This window comes from Hymenobacter telluris (assembly GCF_017313265.1).
Classification (GTDB): domain Bacteria; phylum Bacteroidota; class Bacteroidia; order Cytophagales; family Hymenobacteraceae; genus Hymenobacter; species Hymenobacter telluris.
Window position 1 is genome coordinate 112,862 of sequence record NZ_JAFLQZ010000004.1, and the last position, 24,614, is coordinate 137,475.

The following is a 24,614-nucleotide window of genomic DNA, read 5'->3' on the forward strand; positions in this document are numbered from 1 at the left end:
TGCATAAGCAGGACCATTAGAACATCCATTCACTCATTCATCCAATCACCCATTCACTCATTGTACCATTCACCCATTCATCGTATTTCCGCTTGCTTGCTGGCGGAGCGGCCGAAGCGGAGGGGGAAGTACATCAGCTCGGCTTTGGCGGGGTTGATGGTGTAGCGGCCCCGGTAGCGCGGCTGGAGCGCCACCCGGAACGTGTGGCGGCCGATGGGCAGTACGTCCATGAAGATGCCCACCTGGTGGCGCAGGTACTCGCGGTGTACCTCGAAGTAGTTGCCTCGCTCCTTCTCGCCGTAGGAGCAGCCGGCCGGAATGGGTACTTCCAGCAGCACGTAGCGGGCTTCGGCTTTCACGTCAACCGTTACGAGCAACTCGGTGGGTTGGCCGGCGCGCAGTTTCACTCGGCTTCCCTCCTGCCCGGCCAGCGTGGTACGCACCACAAACGGCGCGGCCTTGGCCTCGGGCGCGGCGTTCCAAAACGACTGATACGCCGTGGCATACACCGGCAGGCCGCCTTCTTTGTGCAGCGTGAGCGGTCCGGCCGCAGCCGGAACTTTCACTTCAAACGGAAATTTCTCCACGCTCTGCGTAAGGGCACCACTAAGTTGGGTTCGTGCTACCAGACCGTTGCCACCGGGCACCAGCAAGTCGGGCGCTATGGTTTCCAGGATGGTAGCGGCTTCGTAGGTGCTGCTCCAGTGGCTGTAGGTGCGGCGCTGCTGAAGCAAATAGGTGCGGATGCGGGTCAATTCCGCATCCTGGCCGCCTTTGGCACGCAGCAGCCGGTAAGCCAGCAGCGTGTTGCCAATCCGGTCAGACAGCAAATAGCGGTAGTACGAGCCCAACCGCAACGTATCAGCGTAGAACGCGCCGCCTAGCTCGGTGCGCAGGCGGTAGCGACGCAGGGTATCGAGCTGGAACGGCAAGCCGAGCTGCTGGCGCAGGTTGGCGAGGGCCAGGTACCGGTCGAGGGGCTGGCGGCCTTTCTGTTCGCGCTCCATGCGTGCCACGTAGCTGCGAAAATCGGGCTGGGCGCCGAGGCGGTGCAGGGCGTGCAGCAGCCGGATTCGGTCGTCATCGGAGCGGAAGTACAGTTGGTCGATGCGTTGGCCGACGGGCGTAGTGGACAGCGCATTGCGCACGGCGGCTTCGGCAAAGGCGTAATCCAGCTGCTTGAGCAGGTAGCTGCGGATGGCGTCCCGGTCGAACTTCACGCTGTAGCCTTGCTGCTCGGCTTGCAGCAACGCCTCCAGCACGTGCAGCGTGGCCCAGGGGCTTACCGGCGCATTCGCCCAGGTTCCCCACAAGAGCTGCTTGGCCGGCCGGCCGCGCAACAGGTGCCGGATCAGGCGGTTCACGTCTTTCTCGCCGGTAAACTCCTGCTTCAGCGTTTCCCGAATGCGCTGTTCCAGCAGCAAGGTTTTCAGCTTGGAGGCGGCTTGTTCGTTGCAGAGGTAGGCGTAGCGCTGCACGTGCCGGATTTCTTCGAGCAGCGTGGGCAGCGGGTCACTCTCAAGCCGTACGGTCATTTCGCCCAGTTCGGGGCGCACGGCCAGCGTGAGGGTGGTGTCGGCGGCGGTAAGCACGGCAAAGGTGCCTACCCGTTCCCGCGTGCCGGCTGGCAGCACCGGAATGTGGCGCAACTCGCCATCCTGGTAGCCGTTGGGCTGCGTTAGCGCGAAGCTAACCGCCACCGAGTCAACCCCAACCGGAGCCGTAAACGTGAGGGTATCGAGCACGGCGGTGGCTACGGCGTGGCGCTGGCTGTGAGCCGGCCCGTCGCCGATGCGGAAGGTGGTCGTGGCTTGAGCGGTGTCGGGGAGGTAGTTGAGGGTTTTGCCGATGAGCTGCACCCGGTCGCCCTGAATCAGGAAGCGGGGCGCGGCCAGTTCGCCCATCACGGCCTTGAAGGAGCGCATGAAGGCCGTGAACGAGCCGGTGCGGGCGTGGTTGTCGGAGGCCAGCACGAAGGTGTTCCAGCCGGTGATGTCGTCGGGCACGGTGACGCTGGTGCTGGCGCGGCCCTGCTGGTCGGTGACGAGCGTGGGGCGCCACCAGCCCGAATCGGAGAAGCGGCGGCGCAAGGCCAGGCGCGGGTCGCGGCCGGTGAGCGGCAGGCCGTCGGGGCCGGTAGCGGCGCCGGCGTTAAGGCCCCTGGCGGTCTGGCCCCCGATGCCGGATTTGGTGCTGATAATAATGACCCCGCTGGCGGCTCGTGAGCCATAGATAGCTGCTGCATCCGTATTCTTCAGCACCTTCATACTGCTGATGTCGTCGGGGTCGAGGTCGGACTGCTGGCCGTTGAAGGGCAGGCCATCCACGATGATGAGCGGCTGGCCGCCGCCGCTAACGGTGGAGGCTCCCCGGATTCTGACCGCCAGAGCGCCGCCCGGCTGCCCGCTGATGGCAACACCCGCCGCCCGGCCCTGCAAGGCGTTACTGGTTATAGTTGACACCGAACCGGTGACGCTCATGCGGCTCTGCGGTGCTCCATAGCCTACCACCACCACCTCGCTCAACTGCTTGGTGTCTTCAGACATTGCAACAGAAATATCGCGCCCATCCAGCCGGTGTTCTTGCGATACGAAACCAACAGAGGAAAATATAAGCACGCCCGTTGGCGGCACGCTCAGCTCGAAGCTGCCATCGGCCTGCGTGGAAACCCCGGTAGTCGTGCCTTTCACCAGCACCGTCACGCCGGGCAGCCCCTCCCCAGTTGTTGCCCCAGTCACCCGGCCGCGCTGCACCCGCCAGCCGGCCTGCGGCACCACGGGCACGGTCACCTTGATTTCGCGGCGCTCCTCCCGTAGTTCCTGTTCGGAAGGCAGTACGGGTTTGGGTAGCCGCTCCCGCACCAGCCGCTGAAAACGGCGGCGCAACGTCTTGGCAGCAGGGCCTTTCGGCAGTAGGTCGGCGCGCTCCAACTGCACGTAGGTGGCGCCGTTGGGCTGAATGCGGATATCGGCGTTGGGGGCTAGCACGGTGCTATCGGCGAGTAGCAGCGCCACCCGGTAGCGGCCCGCGGGCAGGGCATGGATGGTTTGGGGCAGGTAGCGTTCCAGCCGCACGAACTTGGCGTTGCCGGGCTGCGAAACCAGCGTGTACAGCACGGAGGGCAGGCTTTCGCGCTCTTCCGCCTTACGAGTGGGCTCCCGCAGCACCAGCCGGCCCTGCCCGACGGGCGTGCTGTAGGGATTATTAAGCACCGGCTCGGGGGTGTAGCCGCGGTAGAAATTGGTGGCGGGGCGCGGCAGCATATCGGCTTCGGTGTAGGCGAAATCGGTGAAGGGCAGCACGGCGAAGTTGGCGGCCTGGTTGAGCGCCGGAAACTCGTTGCCCTGCACGCAGCGCATCTTCAGCAGCGTGGGCTCGAAGGTGTAGCGGTAGTTGGGTTCGAGCAGAAACCTGCGCCGCATGCCGTCGGTGCGGCGCAGCAGCACGGAATCGGGGCGGAAGGGGCCGCCGAGGTGGTAGGTGGTGCGGTCGTAGCGGTTGTAGCTGGTGTAGCTGTAGCTGGTGCCGGAATTGCGCGACGCAACCGGGCGGCCCGCGCCGAGGGGTTGCAGGCGGTTGCCCTGGCGTAGCAGCACCCGCTCATCCAGCTGGTTTTTATCGACCAGCACCAGGAAGCGTTGCAGCTCCTGCAATTCCTGCGGGCTGAGCGGGCCGCGTTTCTCCACGGTCAGTTCGTGGCAGGGTTGGTTGGGGTCGATGCCAAGGGTGAGCTTGTGTTGGTGGCGCAGGTACACGTCGCGCAAGGTGATAAGGCGGTTGGGGGTACGAATGGCCACGGTGTGCCGGCCGCTGTCGGCTACCAGCGCGAAGGGTTCTTCCTGGTTCACAGCGGCTACGTACACCGGCAGGCCATCCACGTACACGGCCACCGCCGGCTGCACCCGCCCCGAGTCCACCACGAAAGGCGAGAGTTGGGTGATGCCGCCCGGCGCGCGCTGGTACTCGTAGAACGCGCCGAAATCGGGGTACAGAAACTGGTAGAACCGCAACGAATCCAGGCCCAGCTGCCGGCGCCACGCGCCCCAGGCCAGCGGCTTCTGGGCGGCGGCTTCTGAGTGGTTCTCGCCCCCCCCTCCTAGCTGAAACCGCCGGAGCGATATGCGCCCGGCTACAGCCGGTTCGAAATCCGGCATATTTGGCGCCTCTGCTACCTCAAACTTGCTGGTGTGGGCGTAACTGGTGAGGTCGGCGTTGGGTACGGGCCGCCCGCCGCCATCCGTAACGGTGTAGCTGAGCTGGATGCGCTGCCCCGGATACACCACCTGGGGCTGGTCGGCGTGCACCAGCAAGCGGTGCTGAGGCAGCGGCACGTTGTATTCGGCGGTTTGCAGGCGGCCGGCCCAGAAATAGTGCACCGAGGCGTACCACGGCTCAGTACTGGGGGCCGGCAAGGCCAGCGCCAGGTTGGGGCCGTAGCCGCGCTGCACCAGCTCGTTGCCGCGGTAGAGGTAGTACCAGAAGTTCAGTTGGCGCGGATTATCCACGACCAGTGCAATGGAATCGTGGCTGCGGTCGGAGCGCAGCTGCAAGTCGGCATCGGTGGTATTGATTACCAGCGCCGCCTGGTGGTCGTCGGCGTCGGTGAGGCGGTATAGGGTGGCGCGCGGGTCAACGGGCAGCACCAGGGGGAGTTGCACCCGACTAGTACGGCGCGTATTGAGGCCGTTGAAGTTGATGGTTTCCACCGTGAGGGTAGCCGGACGGGCGCTTTCCTGGCCGCGCACTTGGTAGCGGGCCACCACCGAGTCGTGCTGGAGTGCCAGGGTGATTTCGCCGGGGTCGAGCAGGTAGTTTACCGAGGCGGCTTGCTGGCGCTGCTCGTTGTCGCCGTTCAGGAAGGTGGCCTGCACGGCGTACGTGAGGTTGGCGGGCGGCAGGGCGGTTTCGGGGAGGTTGAGGCGGGTTTCGCCGGTGGCGTCCAGCGGCTGGGCACGGGTCCAGAGGGTATCGGGCACGAACACCTGCCGACCGGGGAAGCTGCCTACGTTCTGGGGCGTCACGCTCAGGCGCACCCGCGCATCCAACAGGTTCAGCTCGTTGGCGTCCTGGCCGCGCAAAAACAAGGCCTGGGTGGTGCCGCGCCGGTGCGGCGTTTCGCCGGCCCGCAGCGTGTAGCGAGTGTTATTCAGCTCGTAGTCTTCCAGCCGAAAACTGGCGCTGGCCAGCATTTCGCCGGAAGGCCCCGGCTGAGACAGGTATACCTGAACAGTCTGATCAGCACGCAGGCCCAACGTATCGCTCAGAGGCAATACATACTCATAAGTGCCCGGCCGCACGGGTTTTAACCGGGCTAATGGCCGGTGGTTTTCTTGGTAGTTAGCCGAAAATCGTACCTCTAACGAACGATTGTACGGACGGCCGTCGCGCTGGCGCAGGATGCGGACCTTCAGGCGCAGAGTGTCGCCGGAGGGGCGGTAGCGGGGCTTGCTGAGGGCGAAATAGCTCACCCAACCGCTTTGCCGTTTCCCCTCACGCCGGTTTTGGCGCGCATACCGCACATCTTCACTGAACACCGAGCGCAAAAGCCCTACCGGCCCGGTAATAGCATAGGACGGATGCAGCAAGCTGTACACCAGGCTACGGGCCGGCCGCGTGAGGTAGCCCAGCGGGAAGCCGTACACCACCCGCCCAACCACGCGCCGCCACGACCAGGCCGGCCGCCGCGCCGCCGACTGCGCATACGGAAACGTCTGTTCCAGCGCGTGAAACGTGGTGCGCCCGCCCTGCTCCACGGCCAGCAGCCCGGCCCGGGCGGTTTTGCCGGGCAGTCGGTAGGCGTGGGTGGCGGCATCATAGGGCACGGGCTGGCCTTTGGGCAGCGTCACGCGGGCGTTTTCCAGCAGGTTGCCCAGCGAGTCGCGCACCAGCACCGTGAGGTCCACCTGGTTATCAACGACGGTGAGCTGCCGGTCAGTAACGGAGCGCAGCCAGTACACCAGCTTCGGGCCTTCGGTGTGGGCCACCAGGTAGTAGCCGGCCGGCAGGGGCCGCCGGTACGCCAGCCGCACACTGTCGGTTGGAAACGAATCGACGGATTGGGTGAAGAACTCGGGCCGGGCGGCGCTCAGGCTGCTTTCGTAGAGCTGGCGGGTTTGGGCGTCGGTGAGGCGGAATACTTTGGTGAAGTAGCTGCGCTGGCGAGCCTGGGGCAGTTTCTGCTGGGCCAGTAGCGTGCAGGGCAACAGTAAGAACAGGGCAAGTAGGCATCGGAACATAGGCGGGACGGATAGAGCGTTTCTCTACCGATGCGCCGCCCCGCCCGATTCCACACGCAGTAGTGTGTTTTTTTCAGGACAACTCAGAAAATTGTCTGAGTGCATGGTTACTCAAGCGGTTGTCAGGTTAGTGCAGGGGCAGTAGCGCGAAGCCTTTGCTTCGCGTTTGGGTTGAATAAGCACCGCTAGGCTCACACGCGAAGCAAAGGCTTCGCGCTACATCGGTTAGTTACCTGTTCACCAGGCTGGTAACGGCGCTAAGAGCGTGGATTTCTGCCGTTGGCTCCGTCATGCAGCGCTTCCCGTTACTCCCTTCTCAACCGCCGGTACTTGCAGGCGCACAGCAAAAAAATTTTACTGATTCTGGGTGAAACGCAATTTTTGGCCCCACTCTTGAGTTTATACCAGCACACCAAACTTGTTTTCGGTATGATCAGGACCCTGCTGTTGTTGTTTGCCTTGTTACTCGTGAGCGGCGTGGAGCCGACCGAAGCGGCCCGCCCCACGGCCTACGCCCGCGCCAAAATGAAAGGCCGGCTGTACACGCACCGCCCCAGCTACAAAATCTACAAAGGACACCGCAACCGGGGCAAACGCAGCCTGTTTGGTGCCCGCAAAAGCCACTCGAAAGTGAAACGCAGCCCTACCCGCGCCAGCCGCATCTAAGTAGCCGCCGCGCTTTCCCTTTTCGGCCGGCTACGCAACGCCTTTCTCTACGCCGTAGGGAAAGGCGTTGCGCTTTTTGCGGCGGCATACCACGCCTGCCGCACCTGCACCAGCAGCTGCTCGGCGGCTTCGGGGTTGGGGGCTTCGGGTAGCGCGGAGGTAGCAAAGGCGGCCTCTACCCTGTCCACGAGCACCTCGGCTTCGGTTACCAGCTGCTCGTACTCAAACGCGCCGCGGCGGATTTCAAGCAGGAATTCCCGGTCGGGGCGGCGGACGTGAATCTGCCCCTCGGTGGCAATTTCCTCGGCCATGCGCAACAGCCGAAACACGTGCAGCATGTTTTTGGCATCGTAGTTTTTGCCGTGCTGCACGGTGTTCTGGTACCGTTCGGGGTTGCGCTTCTGCTCCCACTCCTTGTACTCCCGAAACACCCGGCAGTAGGTGCTATAGCCGTTGCGGTTAAAACTCAGATACGCAACAGGAGCCTCCCCCTTCGGCACCGCCGACAGCAACACGTCCTGCGAGGTTTCCGGGTCGCGCACCAGGCCCCGGTAGTGGTGGCGCTGCTCGGGCGTTTCGTCCACAAACACGGCGTATAAGTCATTGAGGTGATTCACGTTGGAGAGGCCACACTGGCGGGCCGTGTAGCCGCGCCGGTCCAGCCAGGTGGCTACCGGCTGCGCGCCCGCCCCCACTGTCACGTAGCAGAAGTCCAGCACCGATTTGCGGCTGGGCGGCTCGGGCTGATTGATTTTCTTGTTCAAGCCTTTAGCCTTCCGAATCTGGGCTACGGCGTACTCGGCGAAGCTCTGGCGGCACAGCTTGGAGAGGAAATCCTCGGCCCGAAACACCTCGAACAGCGGGTGGCGGTACACCACGCAATCCGCGGGCGTGCCAAGCAGTTCCAGCACCGTGGGGTTGTTTTTGAGTAGCAGCTCCACAAAGCGGCGCAGCTCATAAAACACCTCGTCGTTGGTGTCGTTGGCCACCTGGGGCACGTAGTGGAGGCCGTAGAACTCGGTTTCGGGCAGAATGAACACGCCTTTCAGGTCGGTATCGGAGTGCGGCAGGTGGGTGCCGTAGGCGCGGCTGCCGCTGATGGCCTCGAAAAGAATCAGGTTGCGCTGGCGCAGGTCGGCTATCTGAATCACGGATTCTGCAGATTTATCGGATTGCACGGATTTTGTAGACGGGGTGGTGTAGTGCATGGCAACCTTGTCCCTGATGCCTTTCCTTGTTGGAGAGGGGTGCGTTCAATGATTAGCATACTGTATGTCGGCTGGCACCCCTCTCTTTTGGAGAGGGGCCGGGGGTGAGGTCTACGGGCGTGCCTCACCCCGCAATAGCCACGCCCGAAACAGCGCATCCAGCTCCGGCGTGGGGTCGGCGTGACGCAATACCGGCAGCGTGTCGCGGGCGGCAACGGCGGCTTCGTATTCGGTTTGCAGATACTCAACCAGCGCGGCGGGGCGCGGCACGGTGGTTTTTTCGTCGGCGGTGGCTTTGCGGGCCAGTAGCTCCTCTACCGGCCCGTTCAGCTCGGGCGGCAGCAAGGCCAGCAGCTTGCTGAATTCCATCGGCGGCACTTCGGTGGGGCGCTGCTGAATCCAGCGGGCGGCCAGCGTGGAGCGCAGGGCGTAGAACAGCCGTTTCAGGCGTACGTCCTGGCCGGTCAGGTCGTCCGTCACGCCGCGTCGCATCAGGCCGGCGTAGTGGTGCAGGCCGGCCCGCGGGTTCCAGCAGGCGGGTAGCATGGGTTCCAGCGCCGCCCGGAACCCAGTTGCCGCTTGGTACACCACCGGCGACTGTAGCCATTCGAACAGCGCCGCGTTGGAACCGCGCAGCAGCTTTAGGGCTTTGCGCAATTCCCAGCCGGCCAGGTCCAGCTCGTCGTCCACCGGGAAATTCAGGGTGTCGGGGCCGTCGTCCAGGGTTAGGTACCAGTCGGCCGGATGGGCGTAGATAAAGCGCACATCGTAGTCGGAATCCGGCGAGGGGAAGCCCCAGGCCCGGCTGCCCGACTCACAGGCGTACAGGATGCAAACGTGGTGGGTGGCTTCGAGTTGAGTGAGGGCAGTTTGGATACGGGCGTGCATGGAACGAAGCTAGTCAGGTCATTCGGTGGCAATGTCCAGTTAAAGGTAGCCAAGCTCGCCCGCCCCAATAGCCGGCAGCAACAAAATTCGCCAATCAGTTTCCTACTCCGTATCCGTGTAGGCATCGCCGCCAATGAAAATGATGTCGGCGGTGGGGCGGGCGGGGGCACCCTTCGCGCCCAGGGCGAAAGACTTTTTTACCACCCGGCCATCGGAGTACGTTAGTTCCAGCGTGTTACCGTGCAGCTTGTAGGTCCCGTTGGCGTTGCGGGTGCGGCCGGCGGCAGCGTTGGGCGTGGAAATACCAGCGTTGAAGCCCTCGGTGAAATGCGTGGCGTCGGGGAAGTTGATTTTGCTGATGGACAAGGCATTGGTACCGTTGCCGTAGTTACCGCCACTAACCTTTTCGTAGCCCTTTTTAAGCTTTACGGCCCCGGTGTAAGCATAGGCCGGAAACCAGTTGCCGGAGCCCAGCTGGTAGTCGCTCAACTGCTTTTTGTAGTTGGTTAGCAGGTAGGTTTGGCCCTTCAGCTGCCAGGTACCCCAGGCCATGGGCCGCTTGCTTTTCGACTGCGGCACGTTGAGGCTTTCCAGCGGCTCCTCGCCTACTTCGTAATACTCACCGTTTTCAAACAGCACCACCGGCTCGAAGGCTATAGCCGCGGGGTAGCCGCTAACGGCCCGGAAAAACCAGCCCTGCACCGCCGGGGCGGCCAGCGGGGCCCGGTTGGGCAGGGCGGCCGTTGGGGTGGTAGCTTCAGGGAAGTGCAGGGAAGCGGGAGCAAACCCAACGAGCAGGCCAGCCAGCGCCGGCAGCAACAAATACGCGGTTTTCTTCTTCATAGCAGAGCAGGCAGTAAAGAGAATACAACTTTAGGAGCGGCTGTATAACGAGCAGCACTAGCGTCGAGTTAGCAGCAGCTGAGTAACTACCTGAACCGGCAGCTTGGCCCGTGGTTGCTCGTGCGTAGCCGGCTACCAGGTTTCGGCGGCCCACACGTTGGCATTCGCAAGGCGCAACTGCCGAGTTTGTGGTTGTTTTGCGGCGTATTTCTACCTTCAACGCTCCTGGCCTCCTTACCAACCTCACCCTTGTATGAAACGGCTTCTCTTTTCCCTGCTGGCTGCTACCCTCCTGACCACTCCCCTGCTGGCCCAGCAAGCCGCCCCCAAGCCCGAAACCGACTGGGCCAAACTAGCCCGCTACGCCGAAGCCAACCAGCAGCTGGCCGCTCCGGTAGCGGGCACGCCCCGCGTGGTGCTGCTCGGCAATTCCATCACCGATGCTTGGCCTAAAACCGACCCCGCCTTTTTTGCCGGCAAGCCCTACGAATACATCGGGCGGGGCATCAGCGGGCAAACGTCGCCGCAAATGCTGGTGCGCTTTCGGCAGGATGTGCTGGAACTGCGGCCCACCGTGGTAGCCATTCTGGCCGGCACCAACGACGTAGCCGAAAACACTGGCCCCTACAATCAGCACGCTACCCTCAACAACATCATATCGATGGCCGAGCTGGCGCGGGCCAACGGGGTGCGGGTGGTATTGTGCTCGGTGCTGCCCGCCGCCGATTTTTGGTGGCGCAAGGGCCTGAATCCGGCACCTAAAATCGTGGCCCTCAACGAGCAAATTAAAGCCTACGCCCGCCAGCAGCACTTCGTGTACCTGGATTATCACACGGCCATGGCCGACGAGCACCAAGGCCTCCCCGCCACCTACGCCACCGACGGGGTACACCCTATTCTGGCGGGCTACCAAGTGATGGAGCCCCTGCTGCAAAAGGCCGTAGCCGAGGCCCTCAAGCACAAGCAGAAGTAACCCGTTTGTTTGGCGCCGTTTCCCTACCCTACCACTTCGCACCGTCATGAACTACCCTAATACCTTAGCTGCCTTAGTTTTGGGCAGTTTCATCAGCAGTGCTGCATTCGGCCAATCAGCAACGGGAACCCGCCCGGCAGGCACCCAGCCAAGCCCGGCCGCAGCTTCCGAGGCCATTAGTGCGGCCAGCATCAGCAAGTATTTGCAGGCGGTTTCTTCCGATGAAATGCTGGGCCGCAAGCCGTTCACCGCGGGTGAGCAGCGCAGCACCCAGTACCTGGCCGACGAGTTCAAGCGGCTCGGTTTGAAAGCTGTGCTGCCCGATGGCGCGGGTGCCGGGTCGGCTACCACGTACTTTCAGCCGGTGCCGCTGGTGGAAATTACCGGCACGCCCTCCGCTACCCTGCAAATCAAAGGCAACGGCCAAAGCCTGGACCTGCACTACAAAACCGATTTTGTGGCCTTCACCCAGCGCGAGCAGCCGTTGGTGAGCGTCACGAACTCGCCGCTGGTGTTTGCCGGCTATGGCGTGGTGGCCCCCGAGTATGGCTGGGACGACTACGCAGGCCTCGATGTGAAAGGCAAAACCGTGGTGGTGCTCGTCAACGACCCCGGCAACGCGGGCACCGATACCACGCTGTTCAAGGGCAAGGCCATGACTTATTACGGCCGCTGGACCTACAAATACGAGGAAGCCGCCCGCCACGGCGCCGCCGGCCTGCTCATCGTGCACGACACCAAGCCCGCAGCTTACCCCTGGAGCGTGGTGCTGAGCGGGGCCATCAGCCCGAAGCTGCGCGCCCAAACCACCAACAAAGGCGCCGACAAATGCGCCATGGAAGGCTGGCTGACGCTGGAAGCGGCCAAACGGCTGTTCACTATTGCTGGCTCCAGCTACGAGCAGCTGTACACCGCCGCCAACACCCGCGGCTTCCGGCCCCGGCCGCTGGCTGGGCTCACGCTCACGGGCAGCATCCGCAACAAGACACGCAGCCAGACCTCGCGCAACGTGCTGGGCGTGCTGCCCGGCACCACCCGCCCCAACGAATACATTATCTACTCGGCCCACTGGGACCATTTCGGGGTGGGCAAAGCCATTGCCGGCGACTCCATCTACAACGGCGCCGTGGACGATGGCACCGGCCTGGCCGCCCTGCTCAGCATTGCCGAAGCCTTCCAGAAAACCAAGGAAAAGCCCCAGCGCAGCATTGTGTTTCTGGCCGTAACCGGCGAAGAACAGGGCTTGCTCGGCTCGGCTTACTACGCCCAGCATCCGCCCTTCCCGCTCAACAAAACCGTGGCCGACCTGAACATGGACATGCTCTGGCCCTACGGCCCGATGAAGGACCTCACCGTTATCGGCTACGGGCAGTCGGAGCTGGAAGACTACGCCCGCGCCGCCGCCAAAGAGCAGGACCGCTACCTGCTGCCCGACCAGACGCCCGAAACCGGCATGTTCTACCGCTCCGACCACTTCAGCTTCGCCCACGTGGGCGTGCCCTCACTCTACGCCAGCGGCGGCTTCGAGAGCCGCACCGGCGGCAAGGCCAGCATTGCCCAACAGCGCCAGAACTACACCACCAACCTCTACCACAAGCCCGCCGACCAGTTCGACCCCAACTGGGACCTGACCGGCATTGCCCAGGATGCCCAGCTTTACTTCCGCGTCGGTCAGCGCCTGGCCAGCGAAACCACGTTCCCCAAATGGCGCGCCGGCTCGGAGTTCAAGGGCGCACGGGACAAGAGCATGGGTGGGAAGTAAGCGAAGCCCATTTTTCAGAACTATAGTATTAGCTATCCACCTCAACCGTTATGCAGTAAACGCCAGCAACTCATTGTTACTGAGTTAACCAGTCGTTTTCTCGTGCGGTGGAACCCTGAAACCAGCGAGTTTGAAGATATATGATAAACAATACTGATAATACCCGCCGATGGCTGGAAGCCGGAAAACAGATTGGCAAAAACTTTAGCTATACAAAAGACAATAAGCTCTATTACGCATCAGTAGGCATCCAGAAATGTGGTAGCGTATATAAGCTTTACTTTGATGAAATAGAGGAATCACAGATGGGCGCACACGAGGATTATCTATTGGAAGAAATAATAGATGTTCAACAATTCAACCAGCTATCAGCGCTAGTATATCAGAAAACCGGCTTGCAATTAGATACGCTGACACCTCTAAAAGGCCAGAAGATATTTAATCCAGATTTTCACTAATTCATCAATTTACGTCTGTTCACCCATGGGCTATAAAAACGTTTGTCTTGACTGCCGGCTTGCTTTCAATATGCAGTCTAATGCTATACGGCCAGCGAATTGCCCTGAATGCAAGAAACCTATGCAGTTAATGCCGCATAGGTTTCGCCCTCCACAAAAGGAGGATATCCGTAAATGGGCGACGGCTAGGTTTCTAGTTGAACACGGCTTCAACTATCATCACGTTTTCGATATTCCAGCCTCAAAAGACATGTCTCAAGTTGTTGGCTACGTGCAGTATCCTGAGAGCATGAGAGAGGCCAAAGAGTTTGTTAAGAAGTACAAAGAACAGGATCATAAAGACTTAACTAATTAAAGCTACCTTCCAACGCCCCCCAGCCAACCCTCCGCCCGCAATCCGCATCTCCGCAGCATGAAGAAACTCGGATTACTCGTGCTGCTGCTCGTTGCTACCCGTGTGGGGCAGTGCCAAACCGCTACTGCCCCGCTCCCCGATTCCGTGCAGGCCTTTCTTGACAAGAGCTTAACGCTGCTGGAAACGTATTCGCTGGAACGGGGCGCTGTGAACTGGCCCCAGCTACGCCAGCAGGTGCAGCAAAAAGCCCAGGGCGCGCAGTCGGTGCGGGAGTTGCTGCCGATTTACCCGTTTGTGTTCGAGCAACTCAAGGACGACCACGGCTGGCTGAGTTACCAAGGCAAAACCTACAAGTGGCGCAATACCGCCCGCCCTGTTTACACCAATACCGCCGTAAAAGCGGCGCTGGCCAAGAAGCCGGGCGTACTAGTCAAGATGCTGTCTGGAAATGTAGGTTACGTGCAGCTACCGGGCATCAACGCCGGGGGCAGCCTGCAAGCCATGCGCGACGCGGCCCTGGTTGTGCAGGATTCTCTCTGCCGCGTCAACCCCAACAAAGCCAAAGCCTGGGTTATTGATTTGCGTCTGAACGACGGCGGCGCCATGGCCCCAATGCTAGCCGGCCTCGCCCCCATCATCGGCGACGGATACCTGGGCGGTTTCGTGGACAAGGACGGCAAGCCCGATCAGCAGTGGTACCTCAAGCACGGCAACTTCTACATGGATACCCTACAGGTCACGACGCTGCAAAACCGCTGCCCCATGCGCCGCCCCAATATCCCCGTAGCGGTGCTGCTCAGCGGTATGACCGCCAGCTCCGGCGAAATCGTGGCCATCAGCCTGAAAGGTCGCCCAAACACGCGTTTCTTCGGCGAGCCCACCTACGGGGCCACCACCGCCAACGAAAGCTACCGTATCAGCGGCAGTTCCTACCTCACTATTGCTGGCATGCAGGAAACCGACCGCAACAAGGTGGTGTACCGCCCCAACGTCGTGCCCGATGTGCTCATTACTGGCGGCGACAACTTCACGGACCTGCGCCAGGATGCTAAAGTAGCGGCGGCACTTAAGTGGCTGAAGAAACAGAAAAGCCGATAGCACGCCGTTGCGGGACATGCTTAAGCCATCAGAGCGGTGTAGAGACGCGTATTCGCGTCTCATCGTTGCTGAGGCTGTTTACTTCCACGATTGTCGTTCAACAACGAGACGCGAATACGCGTCTCTACACCGCTCTGATGGCGCCAAACCCAAAACGCGCCTACAACCGCGGGTCCACGGCTTCGCTTTCCAGGGCCAACACGCCGAACACGCACTGGTGTACTTCACGTAGCGGGGCGCCAGCTTACACCAAGAGCACGAGAGAGTTGTTCGATTCATTCTATTTCCTGCACATCCACAGAATCCACAAACTGCAATAGGCTATCCGAAGTGAATACCAGCGGATCAGTGAGGTATTCCTTCGAAATAGTCTCTCTGTGCCAATTAATTTTAACAATCTGATTATCAATAATTAACAGACAAGACGTTTCTACTTCTTCGCTGGAATCGATATTCATCAGGATAACACCCGAATCATAAGCTGTAGTTACCGGATTATTGGCATATAAATCATCATGAAATAGCGGATCAACAGCATAGAAGATGCCGTCTTTCCAAGTAGCCAGAAAGGCCGTGTCACGCCAATTCACTAGGTACACAGCTTGCTGGTGTAAACTGAAGCCGGATAATAGCAGTAGGCCTCGATAAGCAAACAACGGCTTGCCGTGGCTTAGCTCGGCACCGTAGGTTCTGCCAAAATCCCGGTCTTGGGGCTTGATTTTGCCGAGCCAGCGCGTCAGCTGAGCCGGGTCATCAATCTGCTGCATATCCGCCGAACCCATCATGTGCGCCAGTGATGATAGCACGAAGTATTTGCCGTCCCGCTCCATAACAGCAGCAGGACAGGTTGCCTCGGCCAGGTAATAGAGTTGCTTCTGCTTATCATAAAAGTAGACTTCTCCACCCCATTCGCCATTGCACTTGGCACAGACAATATAGCGGGCATCCTCAAACAGCTTAGGCTGCTTGCCAAGCGGCATCGGCCCAGCATACGGCTGCCAGCCAGTATTTTCAGAGAAGACAAGGCAACGGCCCCCGGACAAGCCAACAAGCCGCCCGTTCAATACCCAGTGATATGCAAACTTTCGGGTATTCAGCTGCTTCTCCAGCACAAGATTCCTGGTTAGTTCGGGCAGCCGATAGCAAGCAAAGCGCCCCGGCTGGAACAGCGCAATCAAGTTGCCCTGGTATACCACCGAAAACGACAACGGGTAAGGTGCCGCCGCAAACGGGTTGGGCAATACCACCTGGGTTTTCCGCAAGCCCAACGGCTTGTCCGCCAACGCAACGGAGAAATCAGCAGCCCCCTGCCGCTCATAGATTAACGGCAGAGCAGGTAGTGCTTCATCAATTGCTTCATCATAATGCGTCTGGAAGCGCTGGAACCGCTTCAGCAGCTTCTGCAATTCTGGCGGCGGGACATACTGCTTGTTACGAAGCGTAATTCCCGCCGGAGAAAAGTACGCATATGCCCCTGCTGCCAGCACAACCAGCAGCCCTAACATACCGAACGGCGACAACAGCTTTTTCACAGGCAGCAAAAATAAATCACCTACAACCGCGGGTCCACGGCTTCGCTTTCCAGCGCCAGCACGCCGAATACGCACTGGTGCACTTCGCGTAGCGGGGCGCCGGCCACGAACCGCTCCAGGCCTTCCACGCCGAGGGTGAACTCGCGCAGGGCGAGGTTGCGCTTGGATTTCACGTTTCGTTCGCGCAGGCGCTCCAGGTTGCCGGGCAGCAGGTAGTCGGGGCCGTAGATGATGCGCAGGTACTCGCGGCCGCGGCATTTGAGGGCGGGCTGCACCAGCGTTTTCTGGCCGCTGGGGATGAAGTCGTAGGGCTTCACCACCATGCCTTCGCCGCCGGCCGCCGTGAGGTCGGTCCACCACTGGGTGGCAGCTTCCACGTCGGCAATATCCTGAAGGTGCACCACACGGTAAGGCGTGGCCCGCAGCAGACTTTCATCGGCCAGGCAAATAGCGCGCAGGGTTTCCATGTGCCAGGCGTGGTCTTTATCGAAATAGGTGCGGCCCTCGGTGGCGAGCAGGTGGAACGGCGCCAGGCGCAAATCGGCAAGGCTGTCCACCGGCCAGCAGTAGCGGCGGTAAGCTTCGGCGTAGTGCTCAGCGGCACGTTGGCGGGCGGTGGTGCGGGTCAGCAGGGCTTCCACCCCATCGAGGCCGCGGGCGGTGGCTTGGGTGAGTACGGCGGCCACTTCGGGCAACGCGGCCGTGGCCGCCGCGGCTACGGCGGCGTACTGGTTCCTAATCAGCTCCTGCGCCTTGGCCGACCACGGCAGCAGCTCGGCATCCAGGCAGACCCAATCCGTATTGAACCGGTCCCAGAAGTTGCTGGCCGTGAGGGCGTCTTGCAGGCGGGCCAGGAAGGCGGCTTCCAGGTTCGGGTCGGTGAAGAAGTTGCGGCCGGTGCGGGTGTAGCACTTGCCGGGCCCCTCGCCCACCACTCCAAAACGGCGGCGCGCGGCATCTTCGTTGCGGGCCAACACCACTACCACGCGGCTGCCCATGTGCTTTTCCTCACACACCACCCGCTCCAGCCCCTGGCGGCGGAAATAGTCGAAGGCTTCGGCGGGGTGTTCCAGCATATCCGGCAGCGCCGACGTCTCCGACGGGCTCATGGTGGGTGGCAGGTACAGCAGCCACTTGGGGTTCAGGGCAAACCGGCTCATCACCTCCAGGGCCGCCACCGCGTTTTCCTCCCGAATGGTGACGGACGGCAGCAGGCGCGTTTTGATGATTTGCTTGCCGGTTACGTCCCGGATGTTGAGCAGGTCGTCGTGCTGCTGTTGGGCAGAAAGATTGGTGCTTAGTGCTTGGTTGTTAGTGCTTAGCTCGTGTTGCTGGCGCAGATAGTCGAGCGGCCGAACCGGTTCGCAGTACACCTCGGCGGCGGGCACCGACACTAGTTCCCGCTCGGGGTAGCGCAAAGCGGTGAGGTGGCCCCCGAACACGCAGCCGGTGTCAATGTCGATGGTATTGTTGAGCCATTCGGGGTCGGGAACTGGCGTGTGGCCGTACACCACCATGGCACGGCCGCGGTACTCCGAGGCCCAGTTGTAGCGCACCGGCAGCCCAAACTCGTCGATTTCGCCGGTGGTTTCGCCGAACAGCGCAAAGGCCCGCACGGCACCCGAGCCGCGGCCCTGCATTTCCTCGCGCATGCCCGCGTGGGCCACCACCAGCTTGCCGCCATCCAGCACATAATGGCTCACCAGCCCATCCAGAAACTGCCGTACCTGGCTCTTGAACGTGTCGGATTCCGAAGCCAGCTGGGCTACCGTTTCGGCGAAACCGTGCTGCTCGTTCACCTGCTTGCCGTTGAGGTAGCGCAGCAGCTTGATGTCGTGGTTGCCGGGCACGCAGAGCGCCTGGCCGCCCTGCACCATGCTCATTACCAGGCGCAACACCTGCGGCGAAGCCGGCCCCCGGTCCACCAAATCCCCCAGGAACAGCGCACGGCGGCCAGCCGGAGTGGTTACGCGCACGCCTAAGTCGCGCGCGTCGGTTACGGGCTGTTCCTCTACCGTGTAGCCTAGCTGCGTGAGCAGCTGCACTAGCTCAGTGTAGCAGCCGTGCACGTCGCCGATGATGTCGAACGGGCCAGTATCCTGTTTGCGGTTGCTGTAGAGTGGGTCGCGCTGGATGGTTTGCACGGCGTCGATTTCCTCGGGGCCGCGCAAGTGGAAAATGTGGCGGAAGCCTTCCTGCTTGAGCGTTTTGAGGCTGCGGCGCAGCTGCTGCCGCTGTTGGGGTATTACGTGGCGGCCCAGGTGCTGGCGCTCGACACGCTGGCGGTTACGGTCCTCCGCAACCCGGTCGGGCACGTCGAGGATGATGGCGGTGGGCAATACGTGGTAGTCGCGGGCCAGCTGCACGAGGGTTTTGCGGGCTTCGGGCTGCACGTTGGTGGCGTCAATTACCGTCAGCAGGCCGCGCTTGAGGCGCAAACCCACCAGGTAGTGAAGCAGCGCAAACGCCTCGGGCGTGGCCGATTGGTCGTTTTCATCATCGGCCACCAGCGCCCGGCATTGGTCTGACGACACAATTTCGGTGGACTGAAACAGCCGGCGCGCAAACGTGGATTTGCCTGCCCCCGAGGTGCCAATGAGTAGGATGAGGGAGAGTTCGGGGAGCTTGAGAGTATCTTGGGGCATTGTAATATAAAAGAATATCGGAACAGACAGTCACCTTATAGCAGGTTCTTGCCTGTTGTTACGCAGTAGAACTCTATGACAATTCACGAGGTACTAGCAACGCTCAAAGCTAATCTGAAGCAAACAGATATTACGCTGTATCCAGGGGCAAATGAGCAGCTAATCCAACAGTTTGAACAGGAAATGAATTTGGTTCTCCCCGCCGATTTCAAAGTATTTTATTCGTTTTGCAACGGGTTCTATTCTGCGAGAGATGAATTTCAAATGATTGCGCTGGAAGAAATACTTGACCAGAAGCACGAACTGCAACCTCAGCAATTTTATCTGGCTGAAGTTTTAATTTACTGCGATGTATGGGAAGTTGAGCTAACCAATCAGCCTTCCGGTTACAGAATTCACAATATGGGCGTTACGCTAACTGATTCGCTGGCAGCTTTCCTCAACCGGTTTCTACACGCAGGAGTGTATCAGGAGAATGGTCTGTATAACTGGCGCGAGGAAGCAAGGCCGCTCCGTGGTTGAGCGTCTCGTCTCAATGGCTTCTTGCACCGCTACGCGGCGCGGGCCGTTTTTGCGGCTTGGTTGCTACAAACCTGTGGCCGCTACGCGGCCTGCTTACTGTTTACTGCTGTTGTACTTTCGTAATTTAAACTTAGCTCATCCGCTCGCCGCGTAGCGGTGACAGATTTGTAGAAAGATATGTAACCAACAACTGCGCCGCGTAGCGGTGCAGGAATGCTACGTGTGCTTTATGGCCAATACTTATACTCAATTATACATTCATCTGGTATTTGCGGTGCATGGCCGAGAACGGTTAATTAAAGAACCGATTCGGGAGCGGCTCCAGCAATATATCTGCGGGATTGTGCGGGAAAAGCGGCATAAGCCGCTGGCTATTTATTGTATGCCTGACCACCTGCATCTACTTGTTGGGCTACACCCTGATCAGGCCATTGCCGATTTGGTGCGGGATATTAAAGGCAACTCCAGCACATGGCTGAATGAAAACCGGCTGCTTTTTACACGCTTTGAGTGGCAGCGCGGCTATGGTGCATTTTCATACGCCAAGTCGCAGCTGGATGCGGTGGTGCAGTATATTCAACGGCAGCCGGAGCATCATGCCCGCGTTAGTTTTCGGGAAGAGTACACCGCGTTGCTCCGAAAATTTGCAGTGGAATATAATGAGCGGTATGTATTCGAATGGGTGGAATAGCACAGGTGGGTTCTTGCACCGCTACGCGGCACGGACCCTTCAATTATCCGCTTTGCTACAAACCTGTGGCCGCTACGCGGCCGGAAGTAGATGGTACGCTACGCTTGCTTACCGCCCTATTTCCGTACGAAGCTGACTTGCCCATCTTTATAGGTTTCCGATAAACGCGGTTGCAGCTTGCCCCAATACGTTCGGGTAACGCCTTTGGAATCTTTACGCAGGCGCAGCAGCACGTCGCCGGGCTTGAACTGCTGGTAGTCGTTGCCGTCTACGAGTTGCAGGAAGCTGATTTGAGCGTCCTGGGCACTGCCCGTGGCCCGCACTTTCAGCTTCATGTACGTTTGCTGGCCTTCCACGCTGAGTAGCCCACCAAGGGCTTTGCTATCCTGCGGTTGCAGCGTGAGTTTCCACAGCATGCTCATACTGTAGCCGGCCAGGGCTTTCACGGGTTTTTCCTCGTACTGGTAAGTGCCCACCCAACTTGGCAAACCCGTGGCGGCGGGGGCAGCAAATGCCAGAACAGACCAGAGCAGCGGGCGTACAAGCAGCGTCATCATAAGCGGAACCGGGAATGGTGAAACATGCCCTCTGAAACGCTAGTCGCCCGCATCTGGTTGAGTTACGCGCTGCTACCCAGTGCAATTCCACTCGGCGCAGCCCCCCCAACCGGCATTTCTACCCCGCCGCTTCTTCCAGCATTGCCGCCGCGCCGGGGTGCATGATGTGCGTACGGTGCTGCTGGCCCCATTGGTGCAGGGCCTCAATGACGGGAAACAACGTTTTACCGTAGCTGGCCAGCGTGTACGTCACGGCGACGGGCACGGTATCGGCCTGCACGTGGCGGGTAAGCAGACCGTTGATTTCCAGCTCTTTGAGCTCTTTGCTGAGCATTTTGGCCGTAATACCCACCACCTCGCGCTGGAGCTGCTTGAAGCGCTGGGGGCCGTTGCTGAGCCCCACAATGATGGGTAGCTTCCATTTGCCGCCGAGCAAATCGAGGGCGTCGCGGACGGAGCGCATAGCGCCGGTGCATTCGGCGTGCGTAGGCGGATGTACGGGGAATGGCATGGCACAAAGGTCGCTAGAAATCAGGGTAGTACCCTCCGGCATATCGGTATCCTTTGGGAAACCACTATCCGGAATATACCCCCGAGCCGACACCTTTGCTGCCACCAAGCCGCCACCGACGGCCGCTTGCTCTACTCTTTAAACTGTAGCACTTGTTCACTGACATGGCATTCTCCAAGAAAACCGTATTGCCTTTACTGGTTACCGCCGTCCCCGCCCTCATGGTTACGGCCAGCGGCATCATGAAGCTGCTGGGCACAACTGAAATCCGGCAGGCGCTGGCCGCAGCGGGGGTGGCCGACTACCGCATTGGGTTGGGACTCATGGAACTGCTGTTCACCGCCCTGTTCCTGTATCCGCGCACTATGAAGCTGGGCCTGCTGTTGCTGACCAGCTACTTTGCCGGCGCCATAGCCACCGACCTCTCCCACGGCCACAGTTTGGTTGCGCCCGTCCTCATTCTCACCCTGGTTTGGATTGCCGCCTTCCTGCGCGACCGGTCGGCGTTCCTGCCCACGGCGGAGCAGGCAGCGTAATGCCACAACGGCTAGTCTGCTTCAGCTAAGCACCCGCACCACAGTAAAAAAGGGAACGAAGCCAGGCTTCGTTCCCTTTTTTACTGTGGCAATGGCTACTAAACGGGTGTCTCGACAACCCGCGTGCCGTTGCTTACTTGCTCACGAGCAGGCGCTGGTTGGTCACCTTGCCGTTGGTGATGAGCTGGCAGTTATACACGCCGGCAGCCAGCGGCTGGCCGTTGAGCGTAGCGCTGTAGAGGCGGCTGGCTTCCACTTGCCCGTCGTAGAGCGTCGCCACCAACACCCCCAGCTGGTTGTACACCTTCACCTGGGCCGTGCCGGTCTGCGTGGGGCGGAACGACACCGTGGCCTGGTCGGTTACCGGGTTCGGATAGGCTTGCAGCTGGTTTTCGTTGCTGAGGCTAGCGCCCGATGCGGCGTTGCTGGCAATGCTGCTGGTGCAGGTAGCATCAGCCTGAATAATTACCGTAACGGTTTGCGTGGCCACGTTGCCCGAGTTGTCGCGCACGGTGATGGTTACCGGGTTGGGGCCCACGTTGGCGCAGGTGAACGTGCTCGGGCTGATGCTGACAGAGGCAATGCCGCAGTTATCGGTGCTGCCGTAGTCGATGTCGGCGGCCTGAATCGTGCGGGTACCGTTCTGCAACTGGGTTTGGAAGCCGGCGGCTAGAATAGTGGGAGCCGTGTTGTCCACTACCAGTACCGTTACGGCCTGGGTGGCCACGTTACCGGCGTTGTCTCGCACGGTCAGCGTCACTTGGTTCGGGCCGATGTTGGCGCAGGTGAAGCGGGTTTTGTCAAGGGTCATCGAGGCCACGCCGCAGTTGTCGGTGCTGCCGTAGTCCACGTCGGCGGCTTCAATAGTGCGGACGCCGTTGGCGTCAAGGGCCACAATGAAACCAGCAGCCAGGATGGTCGGCGGCGTTACGTCGTTCAGGCAAGGATTCGCCACGGCGGCAATAGCCTGCTCAGCCCGCACGAAACCGAAACCGGTGCGGAAATCATAGCCGGTATCGAATACGCCCACTGTAAAGGGGTCGTCCATGTCGAGGGCGGTGCTGGTCAGGGCATCTTTCACGCGTTGAGGCGTGAGCGTGTTGCCAGCGGCCTGCTGCATCAGAGCAGCCACGGCCGCTACGTGCGGCGCGGCGGCCGAGGTACCGAAGAAGTTGGGGAAGACGTCTGTATCCAACGAGGTATCACTACCGAAGAAGGTGTTGTTGCCACCATCGGGGCCTACCACCGACGGATTACGACGGATTTTGCTCGGGTCGTTGCCCGTGTTCACGCCCGTGGTGGTAATGAACACCGGCGTGCCACCTAACGACGAGAAGGACTCCACTACCGGACGCGTGATGTTGGTATTGAACTGCGGGGTGTTATACCAGGGCGAAGCGCCCACCGAAATGGTTTTGGCGGCGTTATTGTGACCCACTACTGTGGAGCCGTTGGTGTTGTATTCAACGATGGTCGAGTTGCCGAACTCGATGTACTTCATCAGTTCCGGATCAGGCCCCGCGCGCTTTACAATGACTAGTTCACCGGTAGCTGCCGCAGTGCCAGCATTCAGACCTATAAATTCGTACGGGTCAGCGCCAATGTTGTTATTTCTTGACGAGAAGGCCAAGGCGCCATTAAAGAATACCAGAATATCCAGGTCGGTTTGTGCACCGGCTCCACCACTGACCGAGAAGAACGGATCAGCCCATTGCAAAGACAACCGCAGTTGGCCGTTCGCCGGGATGGTGATAGTTTGCCGGATGTCGCCCCCACCAAAGTCGTGCGCCACGCCGTAGTTCACGCCGCCTACCACCACGGCTTGCCCGGAGTTGCGGAACCCAGACTCATACGAGCGCCGAGCAGAGTTGCCGGCCGCGCTGAAATACGACACGTTCCGGTCGACCACCCGATCCACTGATTGAGCGATAATACCGTCCTGGAAAAAGGGCTCGGCGAAGTAGTACACGTCGTCCACAATGATGTTGCAGCCGTTGTCCGCCAGGCGTTGAATACCATTGGCAAAGGAAGCCTGCCCCAGAAAGGCCGTGTTGAAGGCAATTTTAGCACCAGGGGCCACATCGTGTACGATTTCAGCCATAGCGCGGCCTTCATCACTGAAGCCCGGCGCGTCTTCCAGCACCTGCACGTCATTGGGTAGGTCGCCGGAAGCTACGCCCGCGGCGGGGCCACCGGCAATAGCGCCGTAGCTATCTGAAAGTACCCCTACTTTGGAACCCACCCCCGTTACGGCCAAGGTGGTTCGAACTTTATCAGCGCCCAATGACACATCACCCTGCGAAGTCGTTAGGCCCACGTTGTGAATAGGCTCGTACGATGGTACGGCGTAGCGCAACGGCTCTATGCCCTCTAGCTGACTGATTTTGCCAATGGGGAACAAGCCGGATACCATGCGTCCGTAAGAAGAGCCGTTTTTCAGCCCCAGCTTCTGCAGTTGCTGTAGCAGCCCACGGCCGTCGGTCTCGTTGGAAACTGCTTCTATCACCACATAAGTGCCCTTCACTTGTAGCATATCGGCTTTTTGCACACCGCCTACAGTGGCAGTACGGGAAGCCGTGGTGGATTTGTTGACCAGTTCCCGCAGCTCGAGAGCGGCTTTGAACTTCTGGTTTGTCGACTTGCTCTGTTGCGCATAACCGCTGGTTAGCGCGCCAAACAGCAAGCTGGTACAGGCGACGAGCCTGCCCAGTTGGAGTACTGTTTTTCTCATAGTAGGTGTGGGGAATAGATGAAGTAACTTGACAACACAATGTATAATTATCTTTATAAATAATATTGTTATATAAATAAAATCAAACAAATAGAAGATAATTTATATAAAAATTCAATATAACGTGGTTCTACTCTGATAGAGCTCATTGCATAGCTACTATACACGCCGTCAATCTTCCTTTAATCCAGAATAATCAGCTGTTCGCTCAACAGCCTCATTACCTGCACAATGGGCCGAAATGTATGGGTAACAGCTGTGTGGCAGCGCTTCTTCAGCGAAAAGCTCTATTGATGAGGACAGAAGCAGCTAGCCCTGTAGTGCCAACACGTGAAACGCAGTAAGCAACCCAGTATGCTCGCCTAATTGAAGCCTACAGTCGTTATTCAGGGGACCATCCGG

General features: G+C 60.0%; 17 protein-coding genes. 8 read left to right on the forward strand and 9 right to left on the reverse strand.

Features of this window, described 5'->3' with window-relative positions; all coding sequences use genetic code 11:
• Nucleotides 1-77: 77 nt before the first annotated feature.
• The gene (locus J0X19_RS07900; RefSeq protein WP_206983647.1) at nt 78-6,203 is read right to left on the reverse strand and encodes a carboxypeptidase-like regulatory domain-containing protein; all 6,126 of its coding nucleotides are present in this window, start codon (nt 6,201-6,203) and stop codon (nt 78-80) included.
• 462 nt (nt 6,204-6,665) lie between these two features.
• Between J0X19_RS07900 and J0X19_RS07905 the strand changes: the two genes are divergently transcribed.
• The gene (locus J0X19_RS07905; protein ID WP_206983649.1) at nt 6,666-6,902 is read left to right on the forward strand and encodes a hypothetical protein; all 237 of its coding nucleotides are present in this window, start codon (nt 6,666-6,668) and stop codon (nt 6,900-6,902) included.
• Nucleotides 6,903-6,949: 47 nt separating this feature from the next.
• Here the strand turns inward: J0X19_RS07905 and J0X19_RS07910 are convergent, their stop codons facing one another.
• The 3 genes from J0X19_RS07910 to J0X19_RS07920 form a co-directional block, all read right to left on the reverse strand.
• Nucleotides 6,950-8,110 (reverse strand): DNA polymerase beta superfamily protein, encoded by a 1,161-nt coding sequence (locus J0X19_RS07910; RefSeq protein WP_242582282.1) that lies wholly within the window; start codon nt 8,108-8,110, stop codon nt 6,950-6,952.
• A 111-nt stretch (nt 8,111-8,221) separates the two neighbouring features.
• Entirely contained in the window at nt 8,222-8,998 is a 777-nt protein-coding gene (locus J0X19_RS07915) for a nucleotidyltransferase domain-containing protein (protein WP_206983651.1), read from the reverse strand.
• A 102-nt stretch (nt 8,999-9,100) separates the two neighbouring features.
• Entirely contained in the window at nt 9,101-9,841 is a 741-nt protein-coding gene (locus J0X19_RS07920; RefSeq protein WP_206983653.1) for a hypothetical protein, read from the reverse strand.
• 253 nt (nt 9,842-10,094) lie between these two features.
• On the opposite strand from J0X19_RS07920, the gene J0X19_RS07925 reads away from it, so the two are divergent.
• The 4 genes from J0X19_RS07925 (at nt 10,095) to J0X19_RS07940 (ending at nt 14,487) form a co-directional block, all read left to right on the forward strand.
• Entirely contained in the window at nt 10,095-10,814 is a 720-nt protein-coding gene (locus J0X19_RS07925) for a GDSL-type esterase/lipase family protein (protein ID WP_206983655.1), read from the forward strand.
• A gap of 46 nt (nt 10,815-10,860) precedes the next feature.
• Nucleotides 10,861-12,576 carry a M28 family metallopeptidase gene (locus J0X19_RS07930; RefSeq protein WP_206983657.1) on the forward strand — a complete coding sequence of 572 codons (1,716 nt, stop codon included), beginning with the start codon at nt 10,861-10,863 and terminating at the stop codon, nt 12,574-12,576.
• Between the two features lie 140 nt (nt 12,577-12,716).
• On the forward strand, nt 12,717-13,034 hold the full coding sequence (locus J0X19_RS07935) for a hypothetical protein (RefSeq protein WP_206983659.1): 318 nt from the start codon (nt 12,717-12,719) through the stop codon (nt 13,032-13,034).
• A gap of 412 nt (nt 13,035-13,446) precedes the next feature.
• The gene (locus J0X19_RS07940) at nt 13,447-14,487 is read left to right on the forward strand and encodes a S41 family peptidase (RefSeq protein WP_206983661.1); all 1,041 of its coding nucleotides are present in this window, start codon (nt 13,447-13,449) and stop codon (nt 14,485-14,487) included.
• 275 nt (nt 14,488-14,762) lie between these two features.
• Here the strand turns inward: J0X19_RS07940 and J0X19_RS07950 are convergent, their stop codons facing one another.
• The gene (locus J0X19_RS07950) at nt 14,763-16,019 is read right to left on the reverse strand and encodes a hypothetical protein (RefSeq protein WP_206983662.1); all 1,257 of its coding nucleotides are present in this window, start codon (nt 16,017-16,019) and stop codon (nt 14,763-14,765) included.
• A gap of 20 nt (nt 16,020-16,039) precedes the next feature.
• Entirely contained in the window at nt 16,040-18,664 is a 2,625-nt protein-coding gene (locus J0X19_RS07955) for a polynucleotide kinase-phosphatase (RefSeq protein WP_206983665.1), read from the reverse strand.
• A 75-nt stretch (nt 18,665-18,739) separates the two neighbouring features.
• On the opposite strand from J0X19_RS07955, the gene J0X19_RS07960 reads away from it, so the two are divergent.
• The gene (locus J0X19_RS07960; RefSeq protein WP_206983667.1) at nt 18,740-19,186 is read left to right on the forward strand and encodes an SMI1/KNR4 family protein; all 447 of its coding nucleotides are present in this window, start codon (nt 18,740-18,742) and stop codon (nt 19,184-19,186) included.
• Between the two features lie 229 nt (nt 19,187-19,415).
• Entirely contained in the window at nt 19,416-19,877 is a 462-nt protein-coding gene (gene tnpA / locus J0X19_RS07965; RefSeq protein ID WP_206983669.1) for an IS200/IS605 family transposase, read from the forward strand.
• Nucleotides 19,878-19,993: 116 nt separating this feature from the next.
• Here tnpA and J0X19_RS07970 read toward each other — a convergent pair whose 3' ends face one another.
• Nucleotides 19,994-20,434 (reverse strand): DUF5991 domain-containing protein, encoded by a 441-nt coding sequence (locus J0X19_RS07970; protein WP_206983671.1) that lies wholly within the window; start codon nt 20,432-20,434, stop codon nt 19,994-19,996.
• 118 nt (nt 20,435-20,552) lie between these two features.
• Nucleotides 20,553-20,945 (reverse strand): winged helix-turn-helix transcriptional regulator, encoded by a 393-nt coding sequence (locus J0X19_RS07975; RefSeq protein WP_206983673.1) that lies wholly within the window; start codon nt 20,943-20,945, stop codon nt 20,553-20,555.
• A gap of 164 nt (nt 20,946-21,109) precedes the next feature.
• On the opposite strand from J0X19_RS07975, the gene J0X19_RS07980 reads away from it, so the two are divergent.
• Nucleotides 21,110-21,481: a DoxX family protein gene (locus tag J0X19_RS07980; protein ID WP_206983675.1), complete on the forward strand. Its 372-nt coding sequence runs from the start codon at nt 21,110-21,112 to the stop codon at nt 21,479-21,481.
• Between the two features lie 133 nt (nt 21,482-21,614).
• On the opposite strand, the gene J0X19_RS07985 is transcribed toward J0X19_RS07980, so the two are convergent.
• Entirely contained in the window at nt 21,615-24,212 is a 2,598-nt protein-coding gene (locus J0X19_RS07985; RefSeq protein WP_206983676.1) for a S8 family serine peptidase, read from the reverse strand.
• Nucleotides 24,213-24,614 lie beyond the last annotated feature (402 nt).